Origin of the sequence: Aquamicrobium lusatiense (genome assembly GCF_014201615.1) — a bacterium.
Lineage (GTDB): Bacteria > Pseudomonadota > Alphaproteobacteria > Rhizobiales > Rhizobiaceae > Mesorhizobium > Mesorhizobium lusatiense.
Window position 1 is genome coordinate 200,251 of record NZ_JACHEU010000001.1, and the last position, 19,585, is coordinate 219,835.

General features: G+C 63.9%; 19 protein-coding genes and 1 tRNA gene. 9 read left to right on the forward strand and 11 right to left on the reverse strand.

What is annotated here, in order from left to right:
• Positions 1-179: 179 nt before the first annotated feature.
• The 3 genes from HNR59_RS01075 to typA all read right to left on the reverse strand — a co-directional run bounded on the left by HNR59_RS01075 (position 180) and on the right by typA (position 7,690).
• Positions 180-4,991 carry an NAD-glutamate dehydrogenase gene (locus tag HNR59_RS01075; protein ID WP_183824723.1) on the reverse strand — a complete coding sequence of 1,604 codons (4,812 nt, stop codon included), beginning with the start codon at positions 4,989-4,991 and terminating at the stop codon, positions 180-182.
• Between the two features lie 118 nt (positions 4,992-5,109).
• Entirely contained in the window at positions 5,110-5,724 is a 615-nt protein-coding gene (locus tag HNR59_RS01080) for a LysE family translocator (RefSeq protein ID WP_183824725.1), read from the reverse strand.
• A gap of 139 nt (positions 5,725-5,863) precedes the next feature.
• Entirely contained in the window at positions 5,864-7,690 is a 1,827-nt protein-coding gene (gene typA / locus HNR59_RS01085; RefSeq protein WP_183824728.1) for a translational GTPase TypA, read from the reverse strand.
• A gap of 213 nt (positions 7,691-7,903) precedes the next feature.
• On the opposite strand from typA, the gene HNR59_RS01090 reads away from it, so the two are divergent.
• Positions 7,904-8,188, forward strand: a complete 285-nt coding sequence (locus HNR59_RS01090; RefSeq protein WP_246374442.1) for a hypothetical protein — start codon at positions 7,904-7,906, stop codon at positions 8,186-8,188.
• A 9-nt stretch (positions 8,189-8,197) separates the two neighbouring features.
• Here the strand turns inward: HNR59_RS01090 and HNR59_RS01095 are convergent, their stop codons facing one another.
• Positions 8,198-9,481: an MFS transporter gene (locus HNR59_RS01095; RefSeq protein WP_183824731.1), complete on the reverse strand. Its 1,284-nt coding sequence runs from the start codon at positions 9,479-9,481 to the stop codon at positions 8,198-8,200.
• A gap of 72 nt (positions 9,482-9,553) precedes the next feature.
• Between HNR59_RS01095 and HNR59_RS01100 the strand changes: the two genes are divergently transcribed.
• Positions 9,554-10,168 carry a TetR/AcrR family transcriptional regulator gene (locus tag HNR59_RS01100; RefSeq protein WP_183824734.1) on the forward strand — a complete coding sequence of 205 codons (615 nt, stop codon included), beginning with the start codon at positions 9,554-9,556 and terminating at the stop codon, positions 10,166-10,168.
• Here the strand turns inward: HNR59_RS01100 and HNR59_RS01105 are convergent.
• From HNR59_RS01105 to HNR59_RS01125, 5 genes are all read right to left on the reverse strand, one after another.
• Positions 10,165-12,219: a M3 family metallopeptidase gene (locus HNR59_RS01105; protein WP_183824737.1), complete on the reverse strand. Its 2,055-nt coding sequence runs from the start codon at positions 12,217-12,219 to the stop codon at positions 10,165-10,167. The two genes, HNR59_RS01100 and HNR59_RS01105, sit on opposite strands and share 4 nt — an antisense overlap.
• Before the next feature lie 128 nt (positions 12,220-12,347).
• Positions 12,348-12,761 carry a DUF4440 domain-containing protein gene (locus tag HNR59_RS01110; RefSeq protein ID WP_183824740.1) on the reverse strand — a complete coding sequence of 138 codons (414 nt, stop codon included), beginning with the start codon at positions 12,759-12,761 and terminating at the stop codon, positions 12,348-12,350.
• A gap of 47 nt (positions 12,762-12,808) precedes the next feature.
• Positions 12,809-13,450, reverse strand: a complete 642-nt coding sequence (locus HNR59_RS01115) for a carbonic anhydrase (protein WP_183824743.1) — start codon at positions 13,448-13,450, stop codon at positions 12,809-12,811.
• 128 nt (positions 13,451-13,578) lie between these two features.
• The gene (gene pdxY, locus HNR59_RS01120) at positions 13,579-14,445 is read right to left on the reverse strand and encodes a pyridoxal kinase PdxY (RefSeq protein WP_183824748.1); all 867 of its coding nucleotides are present in this window, start codon (positions 14,443-14,445) and stop codon (positions 13,579-13,581) included.
• Between the two features lie 3 nt (positions 14,446-14,448).
• Complete coding sequence (locus tag HNR59_RS01125; RefSeq protein WP_183824751.1) at positions 14,449-14,706, reverse strand: hypothetical protein; 258 nt, start codon at positions 14,704-14,706, stop codon at positions 14,449-14,451.
• Between the two features lie 164 nt (positions 14,707-14,870).
• Here HNR59_RS01125 and HNR59_RS01130 point away from each other — a divergent pair, with 164 nt between their 5' ends.
• The 5 genes from HNR59_RS01130 to ppa all read left to right on the forward strand — a co-directional run bounded on the left by HNR59_RS01130 (position 14,871) and on the right by ppa (position 18,413).
• The gene (locus tag HNR59_RS01130) at positions 14,871-15,509 is read left to right on the forward strand and encodes a LemA family protein (RefSeq protein WP_183831223.1); all 639 of its coding nucleotides are present in this window, start codon (positions 14,871-14,873) and stop codon (positions 15,507-15,509) included.
• A gap of 88 nt (positions 15,510-15,597) precedes the next feature.
• A complete protein-coding gene (locus tag HNR59_RS01135) occupies positions 15,598-16,398 on the forward strand; it encodes a TPM domain-containing protein (RefSeq protein ID WP_246374443.1) in 801 nt (266 codons plus the stop codon).
• Positions 16,399-17,037: a TPM domain-containing protein gene (locus HNR59_RS01140; protein WP_183824757.1), complete on the forward strand. Its 639-nt coding sequence runs from the start codon at positions 16,399-16,401 to the stop codon at positions 17,035-17,037.
• An 88-nt stretch (positions 17,038-17,125) separates the two neighbouring features.
• On the forward strand, positions 17,126-17,632 hold the full coding sequence (locus HNR59_RS01145) for a GNAT family N-acetyltransferase (protein ID WP_183824760.1): 507 nt from the start codon (positions 17,126-17,128) through the stop codon (positions 17,630-17,632).
• A gap of 247 nt (positions 17,633-17,879) precedes the next feature.
• Entirely contained in the window at positions 17,880-18,413 is a 534-nt protein-coding gene (gene ppa, locus HNR59_RS01150; protein ID WP_183824763.1) for an inorganic diphosphatase, read from the forward strand.
• A gap of 19 nt (positions 18,414-18,432) precedes the next feature.
• Here ppa and HNR59_RS01155 read toward each other — a convergent pair whose 3' ends face one another.
• Positions 18,433-18,747 (reverse strand): DUF167 family protein, encoded by a 315-nt coding sequence (locus HNR59_RS01155; RefSeq protein WP_183824766.1) that lies wholly within the window; start codon positions 18,745-18,747, stop codon positions 18,433-18,435.
• A gap of 8 nt (positions 18,748-18,755) precedes the next feature.
• A complete protein-coding gene (locus tag HNR59_RS01160; RefSeq protein ID WP_183824769.1) occupies positions 18,756-19,046 on the reverse strand; it encodes a YggT family protein in 291 nt (96 codons plus the stop codon).
• 143 nt (positions 19,047-19,189) lie between these two features.
• Between HNR59_RS01160 and HNR59_RS01165 the strand changes: the two genes are divergently transcribed.
• Both HNR59_RS01165 and HNR59_RS01170 read left to right on the forward strand, forming a co-directional pair.
• Positions 19,190-19,265: transfer RNA gene (locus HNR59_RS01165), tRNA-Ala, on the forward strand.
• 141 nt (positions 19,266-19,406) lie between these two features.
• Positions 19,407-19,550 (forward strand): hypothetical protein, encoded by a 144-nt coding sequence (locus tag HNR59_RS01170; protein ID WP_246374444.1) that lies wholly within the window; start codon positions 19,407-19,409, stop codon positions 19,548-19,550.
• Positions 19,551-19,585: the final 35 nt, after the last annotated feature.

The window sequence follows — 19,585 nt, forward strand, 5'->3', positions numbered from 1 at the left end:
TGAAAGCCAGGCCGCCGGTTTTGAATTCCAGTCCGACATCACAGCCAAATTGACTGCCAGAGGGGCCCGGCCTGGTGCGCAATGCCTACGTCACCGGCCTTCAAAACGCAAGAGGTCTTCTGGAGGCCCGCCGGCTCGCCGCCGGCGGGAATGATTCATCAGATCACAGCGCCGAGCCCTCAGGCCCCGCGCGGCCCCGACAGATCGCTCATCAGCCCCGCCGCGACGGACAGGCGCGACACCGAGATGTCGCCCGCCTCGGTCAGGGCCTGAAGACGCTCCCGGATCGCGCCGACGCGCGCGCCACCAGCTTCCAGCCACGCGGCCACCGGATCTTCCGCCCCGCCATGGCCGGCCAGCGCCGCCACCGCGATGCCGCTCCGTGCGGCGTCGATCGTGTCGGTCGCGCGCGACAGGGCGAGCTGGTCGTAATAGTCGGAGGGCGAGATCGCATAGGCGGCCTCTTCGATGCGGGCGATACGAAACGCTTCGCTGACCGCGAAGAACGCCCGCGCCGCCGCGATCATATCCGCACCGGCCAGGCGCGCGGTGAGCGCGATGTCGGGCACCAGATCGGCGAACTCGGCCAGCGCCAGCCGGGCTGCGAGCTGTTCGGGCACGCCGTGCGAGACGAGATCCGCGCGCGCGGCATCCACCCGTTCGCGGGACGTTTCGGGCAGCAGCTGGAGCAGGTTCGGCTCAAGTTCCGTCCGCGCCGTCTTGAGGCTCGCAATGCGTTCGTCGAGGTCGCCGCCCCCGGCATCGTTCTTCAGGTACCAGCCGCTGTTCACATAGATCAGCCGGCTGACCGTCTGGTAGAGGCCGAGCTGAACCTCGCCGTCGATGCGGTTGTCGAGCGCATCGATCTCGTCGTAGAGCGCGGGCAGCCCGAAGCCTTCGCGGATCAACACGAAGGTCAGCATCACATCCGCAGCGCTGCGCCCCGTCGTCTCCATCAGCCGGTTGACGAAGGTGGGCCCGCCACGGTTGACCAGATCATTGGCCAGAACCCGGGTGATGATCTCGCGCCGCAGGCGATGGGTGGTGATTTCCTCGCCAAACCTTTCAGCCATGGCATGCGGGAAGTAGCTCATCAGGTCCTGCCCGAAATGCGGATTGTCCGGCACCTCGGAGGCGACGATATCGCTGAACAGCACGATCTTGGCATAGGCGAGCAGCACACCGAGCTCTGGCCGCGTCAACGGCTCGCCCCGCGCCTCGCGCTCGGCCAGCACCGCAGCCGAAGGCAGGTTCTCGACCGCCCGGTCGAGCAGGCCACGGCTTTCCAGCGCCGCCATGAAGCGGGCCTGATGGGCCATGTCGGCAAGGCCGCGCCGCCGCGCAAGCGAGAGGGCGAGCGTCTGCTGGTAGTTGTTGGCCAGAACCAGCCCCGCCACCTCATCCGTCATCTCGGCCAGCAATTTGTTGCGCGCGGGCCGCTCAAGCGCGCCCTTGCGCATGGCGGCGGCCAGCGCGATCTTGATGTTGACCTCGACGTCCGAACAGTTGACACCGCCGGAGTTGTCGATGGCGTCGGAGTTGCTGCGGCCGCCCCTGAGGCCATATTCGATGCGGGCGCGCTGGGTCATGCCGAGGTTAGCACCCTCGCCTATGACCTTGGCGCGCACATCGCCGCCATTGATGCGGATGGCATCGTTGGCGCGGTCGCCCACATCCTGATTGGTTTCGCCGGCCGCCTTCAGATAGGTGCCGATGCCGCCGAACCACAACAGGTCCACAGGTGCTGCAAGAATGGCGCGGATCACCTCGACCGGCGTGGCGACCGTCTTGCCGATGCCGATCGCCGCAGCCGCCTCCGGCGTCAGCGTGATCGACTTCTGCGACCGCGACACGATCATGCCGCCGGCGGAGAGCTTCGACTTGTCGTAGTCCTGCCAGCTCGAACGCGGCACGCCGAACAGGCGCTGGCGCTCGGCAAAGGACGAGGCGGCGTCCGGATCGGGATCGATGAAGATGTCGCGATGGTCGAAGGCCGCGATCAGGCGGGTCTGCTCTGACCGCAGCATGCCGTTGCCGAACACGTCGCCCGACATGTCGCCGACGCCGATGCAGGTGAACGGCGTCGTCTGGATGTCGCGGTTCATTTCGCGGAAGTGCCGCTTTACCGCTTCCCACGCACCGCGCGCGGTGATCGCCATGCCCTTATGGTCGTAGCCGGCCGAACCGCCGCTGGCGAAGGCATCGTCCAGCCAGAAATCATGCGCCTCGGAAATCGCGTTGGCCGTATCGGAGAAGGTCGCGGTGCCCTTGTCTGCGGCGACGACGAAATATGGATCGTCGCCATCATGGCGCACCACGCCCTGCGGCGGGATCACCGCATCGGTGCCGATATTGTCGGTGATCGACAGCATGCTGGAGATGAAGTTGATGTAGGCAGCCCGGCCGGCCTCGAACACCTCGTCGCGGCTGCCGCCCACCGGCAGGCGCTTGGGATAAAAACCGCCCTTGGCGCCGACCGGCACGATGACCGCGTTCTTGACCTGCTGGGCCTTGACCAGACCCAGGACCTCGGTGCGGTAGTCCTGCGCGCGATCCGACAGGCGCAGGCCTCCGCGCGCCACCGGGCCGAAGCGCAGATGCACGCCCTCGACCTGCGAGCCATAGACGAAGATCTCGCGCCACGGCCGCGGCTCGGGCAGCCCTTCTATGGCGCGCGGATCGAGCTTGAAGGCCAGCGAGTGACCCCGCTCCAGCTTGCCCTCGACGAAATGGTTGGTGCGCAGCGTCGCCTCGATCAGGTTGAGGTAGCGGCGGATGATGGTGTCGTCATCGATGTTGGGAACGTCTTCCAGCGCGTCCCTGATCTTGGCCTTGAGATGGCGCGCCGCCACCTCGTCGCCCTGCGGTGCGGCCGGATCGAAACGGGCGACGAACAGCATGTAGAGCCCGCGCGCGATCTCGGGATAACGGTTCAGCGCCGCCGCGATGAAGTCCTGGCTCTGCGGAATGCCCGCCTGCTGCAGGTAGCGGCCATAGGCGCGCAGCACCAGTATTTCGCTGGCGGCGAGACCAGCCGTCTGGGCCAGCGCATTGTAGCCGTCATTGTCCATTTCGCCGCGCCACACGGCGAGGAATGCCTCGTCGAACAGCGCGCCGCCGTCGGACAGGTCGACCGGCCGGCCATAGGCGTTCTCCAGCTCCATGTCGTGGACGAACACCTTGTCCGCGCCTTCGGTCCCGCTCCCTCCGTCAACCTCGAATGTGCGCTCGCTGATGACGCGGAACCCCAGATTTTCGAGGATCGGCACGCGCTGAGACAGGGCCACCGGGCTGCCATGGTGATAGATCTTCAGCGAAGCCTGTTCCTGCGTCTGGAAGACATCGCGATAATAGTCGATCACGATCGGGTTCTCCCCGCTCACCTGCGCAATGCGGGCGGCGTCGACGAGCGCGACGTCCGGCGAGAAACTGTTGCGGTAGCTCTGCGGAAGACGCTGGGCGATCTCCGTCACCTGCCGGTCGACGCCTTCGGGGCCGGCCGCCTCGCGCAGCGCATCTTCCCATGTGCGCACGATATCGCGGATTTCGGCCTCGATCGTTGCCGTATCCACTTCCGGCGTCTTGCAGCCGGAGCGGCCGATGATGAAATGGATGCGCGCCAGTCCCCCTTCCGGGAAAGCCGGATAGAAGGCGGAGACGCGGCCTTCGAACACGGTTTTCAGATAGACGCCGATCTTTTCGCGCACCTCCGAATCGTAATGATCGCGGGGAACGAAGACAATGACGGAGACGAAGCGGTCGAACTGGTCCGCCCGGATCAGCGCACGCACACGCGGCCGGTCAACCAGACCGAGTATCGCTTCGCAATGCCTGCCCAGCAAAGGCACCGGAATCTGGAACAGCTCGTCACGCGGATAGCTCTCCAGCACATTGATGAGGGCCTTGCCTGCATGGTCGAGCTGGTTGAGGCCGGACTGTTCGATCACCGTCTTCGCCTTGGAGCGAAGATAGGGAATGTTCATCACCGAGCGCGTGTAGGCGGTGGACGTGAACAGGCCGACGATGCGCAGTTCACCCGCAAGCTCGCCATCGGCCGTGTAGGTCTTGACCCCGACATAGTCGAGGTAAATGCGCCGGTGCACCGACGACTTGGCGTTTGCCTTGGTCACGATCAGTGGCTCGGGCCCGTGCAGGAAGGCGCGGATTTCCGGCGTGGTGGTCACCGATTCCGTGCCACGGCGCAGCACCAGAACGTCCGGATCCCCCAGAATGCCGAGACCCGCCTTGTCGGCCAGTTCCAGCGTGCCGCTTTCCTCGCCGCCGCTGTATCTGTATTCGCGCATGCCGAGGAAGGTGAAATTGTCGTCGCGCAGCCATTCGAGGAAGGCGATCGCCTCCCTGACGGCCTCCTGCTCCAGCGGAACCGGTGCATGGCGGAAATCGCTGATCGCCACATCCAGTCTGGCCAGCATCGGTTTCCAGTCGTGGACGGCGGCGCGCACCTGCTCAAGCGTGCGGCTGAGCTTCTGCTCCAGCAGGGAAGCTTCATCCGCGTTCATGCGGGCGACATGAACCTGAATGACGCTCAGCCGGTCGGCACCGGCGTCTTCGCGGGACGCACATGTGTCACCCAGAATTTCCACCCCGCCCGCAGCGTCATGGCGCACGTTCAGCACCGGATGCGCGACGAAGAACGCCTCCCCGACCGCCTCGTTGATCTCGCCGATGACGGAATCGAACAGGAACGGCATGTTGTCGTTGACGACGGTGATGACCGTTACGGGGCGGCCCTGCCGCGAGACGTCCGCACCGGCATCGATCAGGATGGTGCTCCCGCCCTTGCTGTGGCTTGCGACGGCTTGTTCGGCCAGCGCTGCGGCGCGTTCCAGATCCGCTTCATCATAGGCCGCGACGTCCTCATCGGGTGCCCGCGCCAGCAAATATTCCAGAAGTCTGCCGCCGGTTCCGGAGCCAGCCCCGGCGCTCCTCTTCGTTGCGGTTCTGTCGTATCCGGCTTTCTCAATAGCCATGATATGCTTTGTCCTTCTGACGAAATGACAGCCATATGATCACAGATGGGTGGCTGCTTTTTGAATGACAGGCCTCAGCCCGCAGGAAGTCGTCGCGGCGTGTGCATGCGCTGAACCATCACGAGCGCCCGGCAATCGCGGCGGCGGCACCCGCCATGGTCGCAGCACTGATGCGGTTGGCGATCTGCATGGCACGCCGGCTCTTCAGCAGGCGGCGCGCCTGAACGGCGGCAAGCGCCCATGAGAGATCGATGATGACCAGAACCACGACCATGGTCAGCGTCAGTTCAAGCCAGCCCAGCACGGTGACCGATTGCAGATCGATGATGGTCGGCAGCAGCGCCAGATAGAACATCATCACCTTGGGGTTGCCGAGCGACACCGCCAGACCCGCGAAGAACATTTTCAGGGAGGAACCTGCCTGCGGCAGGGGCGCGCCGTGCGCCTCGACAGGGGCCGTCCACATCTTCCACGCGAGAAAAAGCAGATATCCCACGCCAGCCCATTTCAGGATGAGAAAGGCAAGATGGAAAGTCTGGGCAACCACCGCAAGCCCGAAAACCGCTAGCGAGAGCCAGATCGCCTCCCCGATCCAGAGCGCCAGCAGAAACGGGAACACCCCGCGAAAGCCCGTGGAAATGACCCGCGCGACCAGCGCCGCCACGGACGGCCCCGGAGAGCCGGCGGCAACGAACAATGCTGCGGCGAAGATGAGCAGAGAGGTCAGATCCATTCCGCAAGCTCCAGGCTGATGCGGCGATCATAATCTTTTGAGGCGACCTGACCAGACGTCATCTGGTTCTTAAATCGATATGAAAAACCCGGCGCCGATGACGCCGGGTTTTTTCTGTTGATGATGAGGCTGGCTGCGGTCAGGCCGCGCCGGCCACCTTCTGCTTCTCGAAGCGCTTGCGCTCATTGGGATCGAGATAGAGCTTGCGCAGGCGGATCGACTTCGGCGTCACTTCCACCAGCTCGTCCTCCTGGATCCACGACAGTGCGCGCTCCAGCGTCATGCGGATTGGCGGGGTCAGCTTCACGGCCTCATCCTTGCCGGCGGCGCGGATGTTGGTGAGCTTCTTGCCCTTCAGCACGTTCACTTCCAGATCGTTGTCACGCGAATGGATGCCGATGATCATGCCCTGATAGACCTTGACGCCGGGATCGATCACCATCGGGCCGCGATCTTCCAGATTCCACAGCGCATAGGCGACAGCCTCGCCCTGTTCGTTGGAGATCAGAACGCCGTTGGTGCGTCCGCCCAGCTCGCCCTTGTAAGGCTGGTAGGAATTGAACAGGCGGTTCATCACCGCCGTGCCGCGCGTGTCGGTCAAAAGCTCCGACTGGTAGCCGATGAGACCGCGGGTCGGGGCGAGGAAGACGAGACGCTGGCGATCACCGCCGGACGGGCGCAGCTCGATCATCTCGGCCTTGCGCTCGCTCATCTTCTGCACGACGATGCCGGCGTGCTCCTCGTCGACGTCGATGACGACTTCCTCGATCGGCTCCAGAATCTGGCCGTTCTCGTCCTTCTGCATGACGACGCGCGGACGCGACACGGCAAGCTCGAAGCCCTCGCGGCGCATGGTCTCGATCAGAACCGAAAGCTGCAGCTCGCCGCGGCCCGACACATAGAAGGAATCCTTATCGGCAGATTCCTCGATGCTGAGCGCCACGCTGCCCTCGGCTTCCTTGAGCAGACGATCGCGGATAACGCGGCTCGTCACCTTGTCGCCCTCGGTGCCCGCCAGCGGCGAATCGTTGACGATGAAGCTCATGGTCACGGTCGGCGGATCGATCGGCTGGGCCGGCAGCGCCTCGTTCAGCGAAGGATCGCAGAACGTGTCGGCGACAGTGCCCTTGGAAAGACCGGCGATGGCGACGATGTCACCTGCCTGCGCCTCTTCGATCGGCTGGCGCTCGATGCCACGGAAGGCGAGAATCTTTGACACGCGGCCGGTTTCCAGAACCGTGCCGTCATGGTGCAGAACCTTGACCGGCTGGTTCGGCTTCAGCGTGCCGCTTTCGATGCGGCCGGTGACGATGCGGCCAAGGAAAGGGTTGGCTTCCAGAATGGTGCCGATCATGCGGAAGGGGCCATCGCCGACCTTCGGGGCCGGAACGTGGTCGAGCACCAGATCGAACAGCGGTGCAAGGCCCTGATCCTTGGGACCCTCGGGGCTGGCGGCCATCCAGCCGTCGCGGCCCGAACCGTACAGGATCGGGAAGTCGAGCTGCTCGTCGGTGGCGTCGAGCGCCGCGAACAGGTCAAACACCTCGTTGATGACCTCATCGGCGCGGGCGTCGGGACGGTCGATCTTGTTGATGGCGACGATGGGGCGAAGGCCGACCTTCAGCGCCTTGCCGACCACAAACTTGGTCTGCGGCATCGGGCCTTCGGCCGAGTCGACCAGCACGATCACGCCGTCGACCATGTTGAGGATGCGCTCCACCTCGCCGCCGAAATCGGCGTGGCCGGGGGTGTCGACGATGTTGATGCGGGCGTCTTTCCACTCCACCGAAGTCGCCTTGGCGAGAATGGTGATGCCGCGCTCCTTCTCGATATCGCCGGAATCCATGACGCGTTCAGCGACGCGCTGGTTGTCGCGGACGGAGCCGGATTGCTTGAGGAGCGCATCGACCAGCGTCGTCTTGCCGTGGTCAACATGCGCGATGATCGCGATGTTACGGAGTTTCATTGGTATCTTCTCTGGGGTACTGACGGCGGCAGCCAAAGCGGGTCCGGCCGCCCACGCCATCAATTTCGGTTGGCGCGCTCTTACAGGTTTTTTCGCAAATGCGAAAGGGCAGCGGCCAAAGAAAATCGCCGCTTACGATTTGTTAAGGGTCCGGATGCGATAAAGTTTCGTTAACCAAGGGTGCAGCGAACCCTTTCCGAAAGGCGATTGGACATGGCCATGCCGACTGCAGCGCGAACCGGATTCCGCCTCACCATGCTGTGCGTGGCCGCCGTCCTCGCAGGCGGTGCAGCCCATTCCATGACCTCAGTCAAGGGCGACAGCGAGGACAGGGTCCTGTCCGTCACCGCCGCCCAGCAGCTCTTTGCCGATGCGCCCGACGGCGTCGACCACATGGTGACCGGCCCGGTCAGCTCCGCCTTCCGCGAGCGTCAGCGCGAGGCCGGCTGCGCCGATGCGGTGTGGCCGAACGTGCCGCTCGCCTGCTTCCCCGGCTGATCTGCCCACTCAGGCCGGCTGCGGCTCGGGATCGCTTTGCGGCTTGCTGGTATCGATCAGCATCGAGATGCAGGCCGCCGCAAGACCGGTCAGCCCGGCAATCAGGAAGGCCATTTCATAGTCTCCCTGCAACTCATGCATGATGCCGCCGAAATAGGCGGCCGCCGCTGCGCCCACCTGATGGCCGGCCACCACCCAGCCGAACACCAGCGGACCCACCGCATCGCCGAATCCTTCATTGGCCAGCCGCAGCGTCGGCGGCACCGTGGCGATCCAGTCGAGCCCGTAGAAGATGGCGAAGACGATGAGGGCCGTGGCCGAGAAGCCTGAATAAGGCAGGTACATCAGCGACAGGCCGCGAATGCCGTAATAAATGAACAGCAGCTTGCGTGGATCGAAGCGGTCGGTCAGCCAGCCGGACAGCGTGGTGCCGATCAGATCGAACACGCCCATCAGCGACAACAGCCCCGCCGCCTGAATCTCGTTGATGCCCATGTCGCCGCAAAACGCGATGAGATGGGTGCCGACCAGCCCGTTGGTGGTGAAGCCGCAGATGAAGAAGGTGGCGAACAGATACCAGAAGATGCGCGTGCCGGCGGCCCGCTTCAGGGTCGACAGCGTGTGAATAAAAAAATTGCCGCGTGCCGAGGGCGGCACCGGCGGCGCATCATCGGCATCCGCACCATAGCGCACAAGGCCGACAGAGGCGGGGCGCTCCAGCACAAGAAACCACACCAGCGGCAAAAGTGCAGCCGTGGCGATGGAAACCGTCAGCGCCACCGGCCGCCATCCGCCCGACTGGGCAAGGGCCGCCAGCAGCGGCAGGAACACCAGCATGCCGGAGGCGCTGGACGCCGACATCAGCCCCATGACGAGGCCGCGATTGGTCTTGAACCAGCGGTTGACGATGGTGGCGCCGAGCACGGTGGCGACCGCGCCGGATCCGATCCCCGAAAAGATGCCCCATGTGAGCACCATGTGCCATGGCTGCGTCATCCACAGGCTGAACGCCGTCGCTGCCGACATCAGCACCAGCGCGGCGAGCAGCACGCGCCTGAGGCCAATCCGCTCCATCAGTGCGGCGGCGAACGGCCCGGCAAGGCCATAAAGGAAAATGCCGACGGCAGCCGCGAAGGAAATGCTGTCGCGGCCCCAGCCAAGGCTCTCTTCCAGAGGCAGCATCATCACGGCCGGAGCCGAGCGCAGCCCCGCCGCGATCAGCAGGCACAGGAAGATGACGGCAACGACCACGAAGGCATAGCGCTGGCCAAAGGGAGCGGATCTGGCTATCATGTAACTGACCGGTACGTTTCAATACGTAAGCTGTACGTACCGATCGGTAACATTGTCAAGTGAACTTCGCTGATGGCACAGAACAGCAAAATTGAAGGCCACGCCGGAAAAGACCGCCAGCCGGCGGCGGCAAAGCGGATTCTCGATGTCGCGCGCGACCTGTTCTACCGGCAGGGCATCAGGGCGATCGGCGTCGACGAGATCGTCAGGACGGCGGGCGTCGCCAAGCCCAGCCTCTACCGCGCCTTTTCCTCCAAGGACGAACTGGCCGCCTCCTATCTCCGGCAATATGACCGCGAATTCTGGGAGCGGTTCGATGAGGCCGTGGCGGCGCATCCGGACAACCCGCGCGCCCAGATTCTGGCGTTTCTCACCCGCGTCGGCCAGCGCACGCAGACCCCTGCCTATCGCGGCTGCGGCATGACCAATGCGGCTGTCGAATATCCCGAACCCGACCATCCGGCCCGCAGGGTCAGCGAGGACAACAAACGCGAACTGCGCCGGCGCCTGCGCGAAATGGCGCGCGGCATGGGCGCCGCCGATGCCGACACGCTCGGCGACGGCCTGCTGCTCCTGATCGAAGGCGCCTATATTTCCGGCCAGCTCTTCGGTGCCGGCGGTCCGGCACAAGCCGTCGCCCGCAACGCCGAGCTGCTGATCGATGCCAGCCCGAAGGCTGGAGGTTAAACCAGCCCGCGCTTGGCCATCATCGCTTCGGGCGAAGGCATCTTGCCGCGGAAGGCGGTATAGAGCGCTTCCGGGTCCTTCGAGCCGCCGGCCGAATAGATGTTTTCACGCAGGCGCGCGGCCAGTTCCGGATTGAAGGGATCGCCGCTTTCCTCGAAGGCCGAGAAGGCGTCCGCGTCGAGCACTTCCGACCACATGTAGGAATAGTAGCCGGCTGAGTAGCCATCGCCGGAGAACACATGGGAAAAATGCGGCGTGCGGTGGCGCATGGCGATGGTGTCGGGCATGTCGAGCCCGGCCAGCGTCTCGGCCTCGAAGGCCAGCGGCTCCTGTGGCGCGTCCGGTCTCGCGTGATAGGCCATGTCGACCAGCGCCGAAGCGGTGAACTCGACCGTGGCGAAGCCGGCTCCAAAAGTCTGCGCCGCCAGCATCTTGTCGAGCAGCGCCTTCGGCATCGCCTTGCCGTCGCGGTAATGCAGCGCGTGCTTTTCCAGCACGGCAGGCACCGTCAGCCAGTGCTCGTAAAGCTGCGAGGGCAGTTCCACGAAATCGCGGCTGACGGAGGTACCCGACACGCTCGGCCACGTCACTTCGGTCAGCATGCCGTGCAACGCATGGCCGAATTCATGGAACAGAGTTCTGGCCTCATCCATGGACAGCAGCGCCGGCTCGCCCTTCGGCGGCTTGGCGAAGTTCATGATGTTGTAGATGATCGGCGTCGAGCCCTCGCCCAGCCTGTAGCCGGACTGCAGCGAGCTCATCCACGCGCCCGAGCGTTTTGAGGCGCGCGCGAAATAATCGGCAAGGAACAGGCCGCGCTCCGACCCGTCGGCGTTCTTCACGACGAAGACGCGCACATCCTCATGCCATCCGGCGATGCCGGTCTTTTCCTCGAAGCTGATGCCGAACAGGCGGCCGGCCACGTCGAAGCACGCGGCAATGATGCGCTCAAGCTGGAGATAGGGCTTCAGCTCGGCCTCGTCGAAGGCGAATTTCTCGGCGCGCAGCTTTTCCTGATAGAAACGCCAGTCCCATGCCGCGAAGGGCTCGTTGCTGCCGGCCTCTGTCGCCAGCCGCTCCAGTTCCCTCTGGTCCTCGCCGGCCTTTTCCAGCGCCTTCTTCCACACCGGGTCGAGCAGGTCGTGCACCGCCTTCGGTGTCTTGGCCATGGTGTCGTCGAGCTTCAGCGCGGCGAAGCTGTCATAGCCGAGCAGCTTCGCCTTCTCGGCGCGCAGCTTCAGCGTATCGCGCACCAGCGCGGTGTTGTCGCTCGCGCCGCCATTCTGCCCGCGCGAGGTAAAAGCGCGCCACGCCGCCTCGCGCAGATCGCGCCGCTCTGAGAAGGTAGTGAAGGGCTCGTAGATCGAGCGCGACAGCGTCACCGCATAACGCCCCTCCTGCCCCCGCGCGGCAGCCGCTTCGGCCATCGCGCTTTTCAGGAAATCCGGCAGGCCCGCAAGGTCGCCCTCGTCGAGGAACAGCGCCCAGTCGCGCTCGTCGGCCAGCACGTTCTGGCCGAAGCCGGTGCCGAGCGACGACAGTTCTTCGTTGATGGCCGCAAGCCGCTTCTTGCCCTCTGCATCGAGCTTCGCGCCGGAACGCACAAAACCCTTCCAGCTCTTTTCCAGAACGCGCAGCGTTTCCGCATCGAGACCCAGATCGGCGCGCTTCGCATACAGCGCATCGATGCGGGCAAACAGCTTTTCGTTCATGGAGATGGCCGAGAAGTGCCGCGACATCTTCGGCGAAATCTCGCGCTCCAGCTTCTGGATGGCCTCATTGGTGTTGGCGCCGGCCTTGCACCAGAAAATCGACGCGACCCGTTCCAGCGCCTGACCGGACAGCTCGAGCGCAGCCAGCGTGTTCTCTATCGTGGGCTCTGCCGCATTGCCGGCGATGGCCTCGATCTCGGCTTCGTGAGCGGCGAAGGCTGCGTCGAACACCGGCCCGAAATCGGCATCGGAAATGCGAGTGAAATCAGGCAGGCCAAGCGGCCCGTTCCATGCCGTGAGCGGATGGGCGGCAAGGTCGACGGTCTTTGCAGAGGACATGAAACAACTTTCGGCGATTGAAATCTCGTACCGCCGATGTAGGCCCGCCGGCCGCACTCTGCAACCGTCGCCCGGCCGGTGCCCGGGCCGGTGCTTGGGGCCATGCTCAGGCCGGGCTCAGGCCGGGCTCAGTAACCGTCGCAATTGTCGGCGACTTCGGCCTGCGAACTCGCCGTGATGCGGCCGTCGCCCACCGCGAAGGTTTCCTGCATCAGCATGCGGTTGTCGGGAAAATCGTAGCAGACCATGACGGTGGTGACGCCCTCATCCTGCTTCTCCACCCGGTGGCGGATGGAGGCGCCGGCAACGGCGTTCTCCCACTCATCCATGGAATCGAGAAATTCCTGCTTGTCCTGAATGACGTCGAGATCGTCGAGACTGATGCGGGCGTCGTCGGAGAGCAGTTCGGCGAGTGTGTCGCGGTCGGCCGTGAGCAGCGCGGCATACCAGCGCTCGATGACCTGATTATCGGCTCGCGCGCCGCCGGCCGCAAGCAGAAGTGCCGCAGTCAACGCCAGCAGGGCCTTCTTCACAGAAGACATGGCCAGTTCCCCGAACGATCCTCTTCCCGCATCAAACGCGAAAGGGGTCAGCCAAGTTCCGGCCGCTCGAAATCGCCGGTTTCCTTGTTCATCACCCACAATTCGCCGGTGGAGATGTCGAACCATGCGCCGTAGAGCGTCAGCCGGCCCTTGCTCTCCAAAATGTTCACGCACGGGAAAGTGCGCAGATTGGCAAGCGAATAGCGAATCGAGATGCGTTCCAGCGCCGTCTGCCGTTCGGAAGCCGTCATCAGCGTGCTGGACGCCACGGTTTCGGCAGCCGGGCCGATCATGCTCATCCACTTGCCGATGAAATCTCCGGGAGAAAGCGGCGCATTGTTGCTGAGGGCCGCCTTGATGCCGCCGCAACGACCATGGCCCATGACCACGATGTTCTTGACCTTCAGGCTCTGCACGGCGAATTCGAGTGCTGCGGAGGTAGCGTGGAATTCTCCATCCGGCTCATAGGGCGGAACCAGATTGGCCACGTTGCGCAAAACGAACAGCTCGCCCGGTCCGCTGTCGAAGATGGTTTCGGGTGCGGAACGCGAGTCGCAGCAGGCGACGATCATCGTATCGGGATGCTGCCCCTCCCGCGCCAGTGAGACATATCGGCCGCTCTCGGAAGCGTAGCGGCCCTGCATGAAATTGCGGTAGCCGTTGAGGAGGTGTTCGGGCAGATGGGTCATGGCCGGCGGTTGCTTTCCGTTGGGGATGGCGGACAGCCTGTGTTGGCTGGGGCCGGTCTAACGGGAAAGAGGCCTGCCGATCAACGAAGAATCGCAACGCAGGCCGAATAAAATGCTGACCGCCGGCGTTACACGGCCTGCAATTGCCGCACCGAAACTTCCGTTTCTGGATGCCGGAGACTGTGGGCATCCGTCTCGATCTGCAACTCGTTGCTGCCGCGCTGCGCCGCTCTTTTCAGCACCTCATAGACCGAAGCCGTCGTTGCGTGCAGGGCCTCCTGCGCGGTATCGCCTCCAAGCACATGCGCCAGATAGAGCGAGGCCGTGAGGTCTCCGACACCGTTCGGCGGATTGCGCACCAGATCATGTTCGGCGAACATTTCCTGCTCGCCTTCAACCAGCAGATTGCCGACGCGACCGGCAATCGCGGCGGGTGAAGACGTCACCAGCATGGTGCGCGGTGGTGCGGCGCGCGCTGCCTGCGCCAGCGACGGCAGATCGGTCAGCTCGCGCCCGCTCATCCAAGCCAGTTCATAGCGGTTGGGCGTTGCGATATCGGCAAGCGGCATGAGCTGGTCGCGCATCGCCTCGGCCACCGCCTGCGGCACATAGAGGCCGTCCAGATCGCCCATGACCGGATCGCACACGTAAAGCGCGTCCGGATTGCGCTGCTTCACGGCACGCACCAGCGAAGCGACCGCATCGGCCTGCCGGTAATCGCCCAGAAAGCCGGACAGCACACCCCTGACCTCACCCAGCCACTTCGAGCCCTCAAGGTCCCCGAGCAGGGCCGCGAACTGTTCAGGCGGCGCCACGATCTTCGTTCCCGGCCCGTGGCCCAGGTGCCAGGGCAGCATCACCGTCGGCACGGCCCACACCGGGAAACCCAGCGTCTCCAGCGCGAACACCGCCGCGCGGTTGCCCACGGTGCCACGCGCCACATGGCTGGAAATGACGATGACGGCCGGTTTCGGCACGGGAAGATGCGGGGTCATGCTTTATCCGTTGCTGACAAGAAGGCGGAACAGCCACACGGCCAGACCGATCATGATCACCATGCCCAGCACACGGCCAATGCGGGTGCCCCATGTTTCTATGCGATCGGACTGGTCGGCATCGACAGCCGTCAGATGATCGTGCGCACGCTTCGATACGCGCGCGGCCAGCGAAGACTCGCCGGGGCCGGCCTCGCTTGCGATCCCTTTCAGGATGCGGCGCGATTCCTGTTCCCGCCTGTCATTCCTGTCTGCTGCCATAACGATATCCCTGACATGGGCCGTTCGTTCCGGAGCCATGATATCGGCTCTTCTTCGCCTATAACACGGCTGTCGCACATGGCGGGCATTTTCTCCGCGTCTGTTTGTGCTATTTCTTGGTCCACCATCCGCAGCTGAGAGATCTGCCCATGCCCGTTCAGTCCATCGCCGCCCGGCGCCCCGCCCTGCCTTTCGCGCTGCGCACCATGCCCGCGCTCCTGATCATGGCGCTGTTGCTGCCGCTTCTGGCCGGCTGCGGCTACAACACGATCCCCACAGCGGAAGAAAACGCCAAGGCGGCATGGAGCGAAGTGCTCAACCAGTACCAGCGCCGTGCCGACCTCATCCCCAATCTGGTCGAGACCGTGAAGGGCTACGCCAGCCACGAAAAGGACGTGCTGGAAGGCGTGGTCGAAGCGCGCGCCAAAGCCACGCAGGTGACCGTCACGCCCGAAACGCTGTCCGACCCCAATGCCTTCAAGGCGTTTCAGGAAAATCAGGCCGGCCTGACCAGCGCGCTGTCGCGACTGCTGGCCGTGGTGGAGAACTATCCCGACCTGAAGGCGAACCAGAATTTCCTTGCCCTGCAGGCCCAGCTTGAAGGCACCGAGAACCGCATCGCCGTCGCCCGCCGCGACTACATTCAGGCGGTGCGCGACTACAACCTCACCCTGCGCACCTTCCCCTCGGTGATCTGGGCGACCCTGTGGTTCCGTTCCAACCAGCCATTCCAGAACTTCACCGTGGACGAGGACAAGATGCAGGCCCCGCAGGTGAACTTCGGCACCGGTCAGGGCGGCTGAGCGTCCGCGCGCGCTGATCCGGCAAGGTGAATTGATGACCCGGCACTGCCTCGCATCGGAGCGGGCCCCGCACCGTGGTTTCAGGAGGATGCTGGCCATCCTCCTGATCGGGCTGTTGCTGCCTGCCGTGGCGCTGGCCGCCGCCCTGCCCGCTCTCACCGGCCGCGTGGTCGATCAGGCCGGCATGATCGATGCTGCCACCCGCATCCTGCTGGAACAGAAGCTGGCGGATTTCGAGAAGGAAGGATCGGACCAGATCGTCGTCGCGACGGTGGAAGACCTCGACGGAGAGGCCATCGAGCCCTATGCCAACCGGCTGTTCCGGGAGTGGAAGCTCGGGCAGGCCGGCGAGAACAACGGCGTCCTGCTGCTGATTTCGCGCGATGACCGCAAGATGCGCATCGAAGTAGGCTACGGCCTCGAAGGTACGCTCACCGACCTGCACAGCCGGCTGATCATCGAAAACGATCTGGTGCCGGCATTCCGCGCCGGCGACTTTTCCGGCGGCATCGAAAAGGCCGTCGACGACATCATCATGGTGCTGCACGGCAATCCGGAGGAACTGGAGGCGCGCGGCAGGCGCAATCCCGCCAGCAGCAATGATATCGAGGACTGGATTCCGGTCCTGTTCATCACCATCTGGGCAATCCTGTTCTTCGGCGGCTTCGCCATGGCGATCCTGCCGCCCATCTTCGGCGAAAAGATCGGACCCGGCCGCTATCGCTGGCTCGGCATGGTCTTTGAGGTCAACCGCAGCAGCGGCTCTTCGCGCCGCTCGGGCGGTGGCGGCTGGTCATCCGGCGGAGGCGGTGGCTGGTCGTCCGGCGGAGGTGGTTTCTCGGGCGGCGGCGGCTCGTCCGGCGGCGGCGGCGCATCTGGAGGCTGGTAGATGGCGACGAAACCCATAAGCGAAGCCGACCGCGAGCGTGTGGCTGCCGCCATTCGCGAGGCGGAGGCGAAAACCGACGGCGAAATCTACTGCGTCGTCGCCCGCCAGAGCGACGGCTACTTCTTTCCCGCCGCCTGCATGGCGATGATCGGCATTCTGCTCGCCAGCCTCGCCGTCGCCTTCGTATCCGAATACTGGTGGGTATCGATCCGCCTGCCGCATTTCATCCTCAAGCAGCTTGCCGCAGTGGCTGCCGTGCTGGGGCTGTTGTGGCTGGTGCCGGCGCTGCGCATCCATCTGGTGCCGTGGCAGATGCGCCACCGCGCGGCCCGCGACAATGCACGGCGTCAGTTTCTGGGACGCAATGTGCACCGCACTGCCGGCCGCACGGGCGTGCTGATCTTCGTTTCGCTGACTGAGCGCTATGCCGAGGTCATCGCGGATGTCGGCATCGGCAGCCGTGTCGATCCGCTTTTGTGGGAAGACACGATCCGCGACCTGACCGCGCATGCGCGCCAGGACAAGCTGGCAGATGGCTTCGTTCAGGCCATCGGATCGGTCGGGGCCATTCTGGCGGAGCATTTTCCCCTCTCGCCCGGCAACGAAAACGAACTCGACGACCATCTGATCGAAATCTGACGGACAAGACTTCCTGTGCGCAACCCGGACAGGAAAACCGGCACGGCTCTTGCGCTCTGCCGCGCGCGGAGATTATGGTTAAGGAATTATGAAGACCCTGGCCATCGACATCCGCAGAGCCGAACCGCGCGACGCAGTCGCAATAGCGAGCGTTCACCTTGAGGCATGGCAGGGCGCTTATGCCGGCATCATTCCTCACAAAGCCCTGACCTCGATGATCAACCGCCGCGGCAGCGACTGGTGGGCCAATGCCATCCGGCGCGCCGCTACGGTTCTCGTCGTCGAAATCGGCGGCGTCATCGCGGGCTATGCCACCATCGGGCGCAACCGTGCGCGCGAGCTTTCCCAGCAGGGCGAGATCTACGAGCTTTACCTGCGCCCTGAATATCAGGGCATCGGCCTTGGCAGCCGCCTGTTTGCCGAAGCGCGCCGCCGTCTGGCCGAACATGGCCTGAAAGGTCTCGTGGTCTGGGCGCTTGAAGAAAACGACAATGCTCTGGCCTTCTACGCCGGCGCCGGCGGCCGCGATGTCGCCGAAGGCGTCGAGATCTTCGAGCAGAAAGCCCTGAAGAAGGTCGCCTTCATCTGGGAGTGACCTGCAGACGCTTCGCTTCCCGCCCCTGCTGAACGCTCGATTGCAACAGCCGGCGTCTTTTTCGGGATCAAATGTGCCATCGGTTCGTTCCGTCGCATTGCCTGTCGCGGCAAGCCCCGCTATTGCGACGCGCAGGACGTGATGCTGCGTCGTTTCAGGATGCAGTCTCTCCCTGATTTTCATCTTGTTCCCGCAACGACACCCGCCGGTGCCGTACCGGGAATTCTGCAAACCAAGAGGCCCAGACATGCGCATCGACGCCATATCGCCCGGAAACAACCCTCCGGAAGACGTCAACGTCATTATCGAGGTTCCGGTCGGCGGCGAGCCGATCAAGTACGAAATGGACAAGGAAGCCGGCACGCTGTTCGTCGACCGCTTCCTCTACACGCCGATGCGCTATCCCGGGAACTACGGCTTCGTGCCGCATACGCTGTCCGGCGACGGCGATCCGGTCGACGTTCTGGTGTGCAATACCCGTGCGCTGGTACCGGGCTGCGTGATCAATGCACGCCCGATCGGCGTCCTTATCATGGAAGACAATGCCGGCCAGGATGAGAAGATCATCGCCGTGCCGTCTCCGCACATCACCAAGCGCTACGAAAACGTCCGCGACTACACCGATCTGCCGCAGATTTCGCTCGACCAGATCGCGCACTTCTTCCAGCACTACAAGGATCTGGAACCCGGCAAGTGGGTGAAGATCGGCGGCTGGCACGGTGCGGACCGCGCCCGTCAGATGATCGTCGAAGGCCTCGAGCGCGCCCGCGCCTCGAAGTAAGCTTTTTCAGCAGACCCTGTCACCGGGACAGGGTCTGCTCCAGCTTCTGATGAAGCATCGGCGGCTCGCCGCTTATCCGCACCGTCTTGAGCCGCGCCGTTCCCCCCGCCACCACCTGCACCGTCGTCGCGGGCACGCCAAGGCTCTTTGCAACCAGCTTTTCCAGCGCCGTGTTGGCAGCTCCCTTTTCGGGCACCGCACGAACGCGCGCCTTGAGGTAAATCTTCCCGTCAGCTGAAGCTTCAACGCCGCCCAGCTCGTCCTTCGACGATTTCGGCGTCAGCCGTACATAGAGGTCGAGCCCGTCGTCCCGAGGCCTGCAGGGCAGATCCACCACCTGTCCTACAGGAACAGCGGCGCCACGCTCATCAGCAGGAACTGGCGGACGAAGAACAGGACCAGCAGCAGGATGATCGGCGAGATGTCGATGCCGCCAAGGTCCGGCATGAAACGGCGGATCGGCCGCAGCGCCGGCTCGGTCAGCCTAAACAGCATGTTGCCGATGGTTCCGACGAACTGGTTGCGCGGATTGACGACGTTGAACGCATAGAGCCAGGAGAAGATGGCCGAGGCGATGATGATCCACCAGTAGAGGTCAAGCGCCAGGACGATAGTCTGGATAAGGGCGATCATGCGGGTCTCCGATTGTTGACGACATGTAGCCATTGCGGCCCGGACCGGCAAGTCCTGCATGGCCTCAGCCTTGCGATCGAAAACACAAAATTGCACGCTTGACAGTTTTCGCCCGCCGCACATAAATGCGCCATCCTGCTGATGGGGCTGTAGCTCAGCTGGGAGAGCGCGTCGTTCGCAATGACGAGGTCAGGGGTTCGATCCCCCTCAGCTCCACCAACTTCCCTGATGCCGGGCCGTTGCGGATCAGCTTCTTCCTGCCGGCTTTATGTCATGACAATGCTTGAGTGATGCGGCTCCTGTCGCTATACCGGCTTCATGACGGGTCAAGAAAAATCTCAGCTGCAGAACCTTTCTAAGATGCTGCGCAAGGAGCAGGCAGCTCTGCTGCTGGAAGCAGCCAGAAACAAAGCACTGCCAAGCAACAGCACCATTCAGCGCGTTGCCTATCTGGAACTCAATATCGCCGCCATCGAGAATACGATCGCCGATCCCGTCGGCTGATGACGAAGCTGCCGCCGATATCTGCACGATCTTCA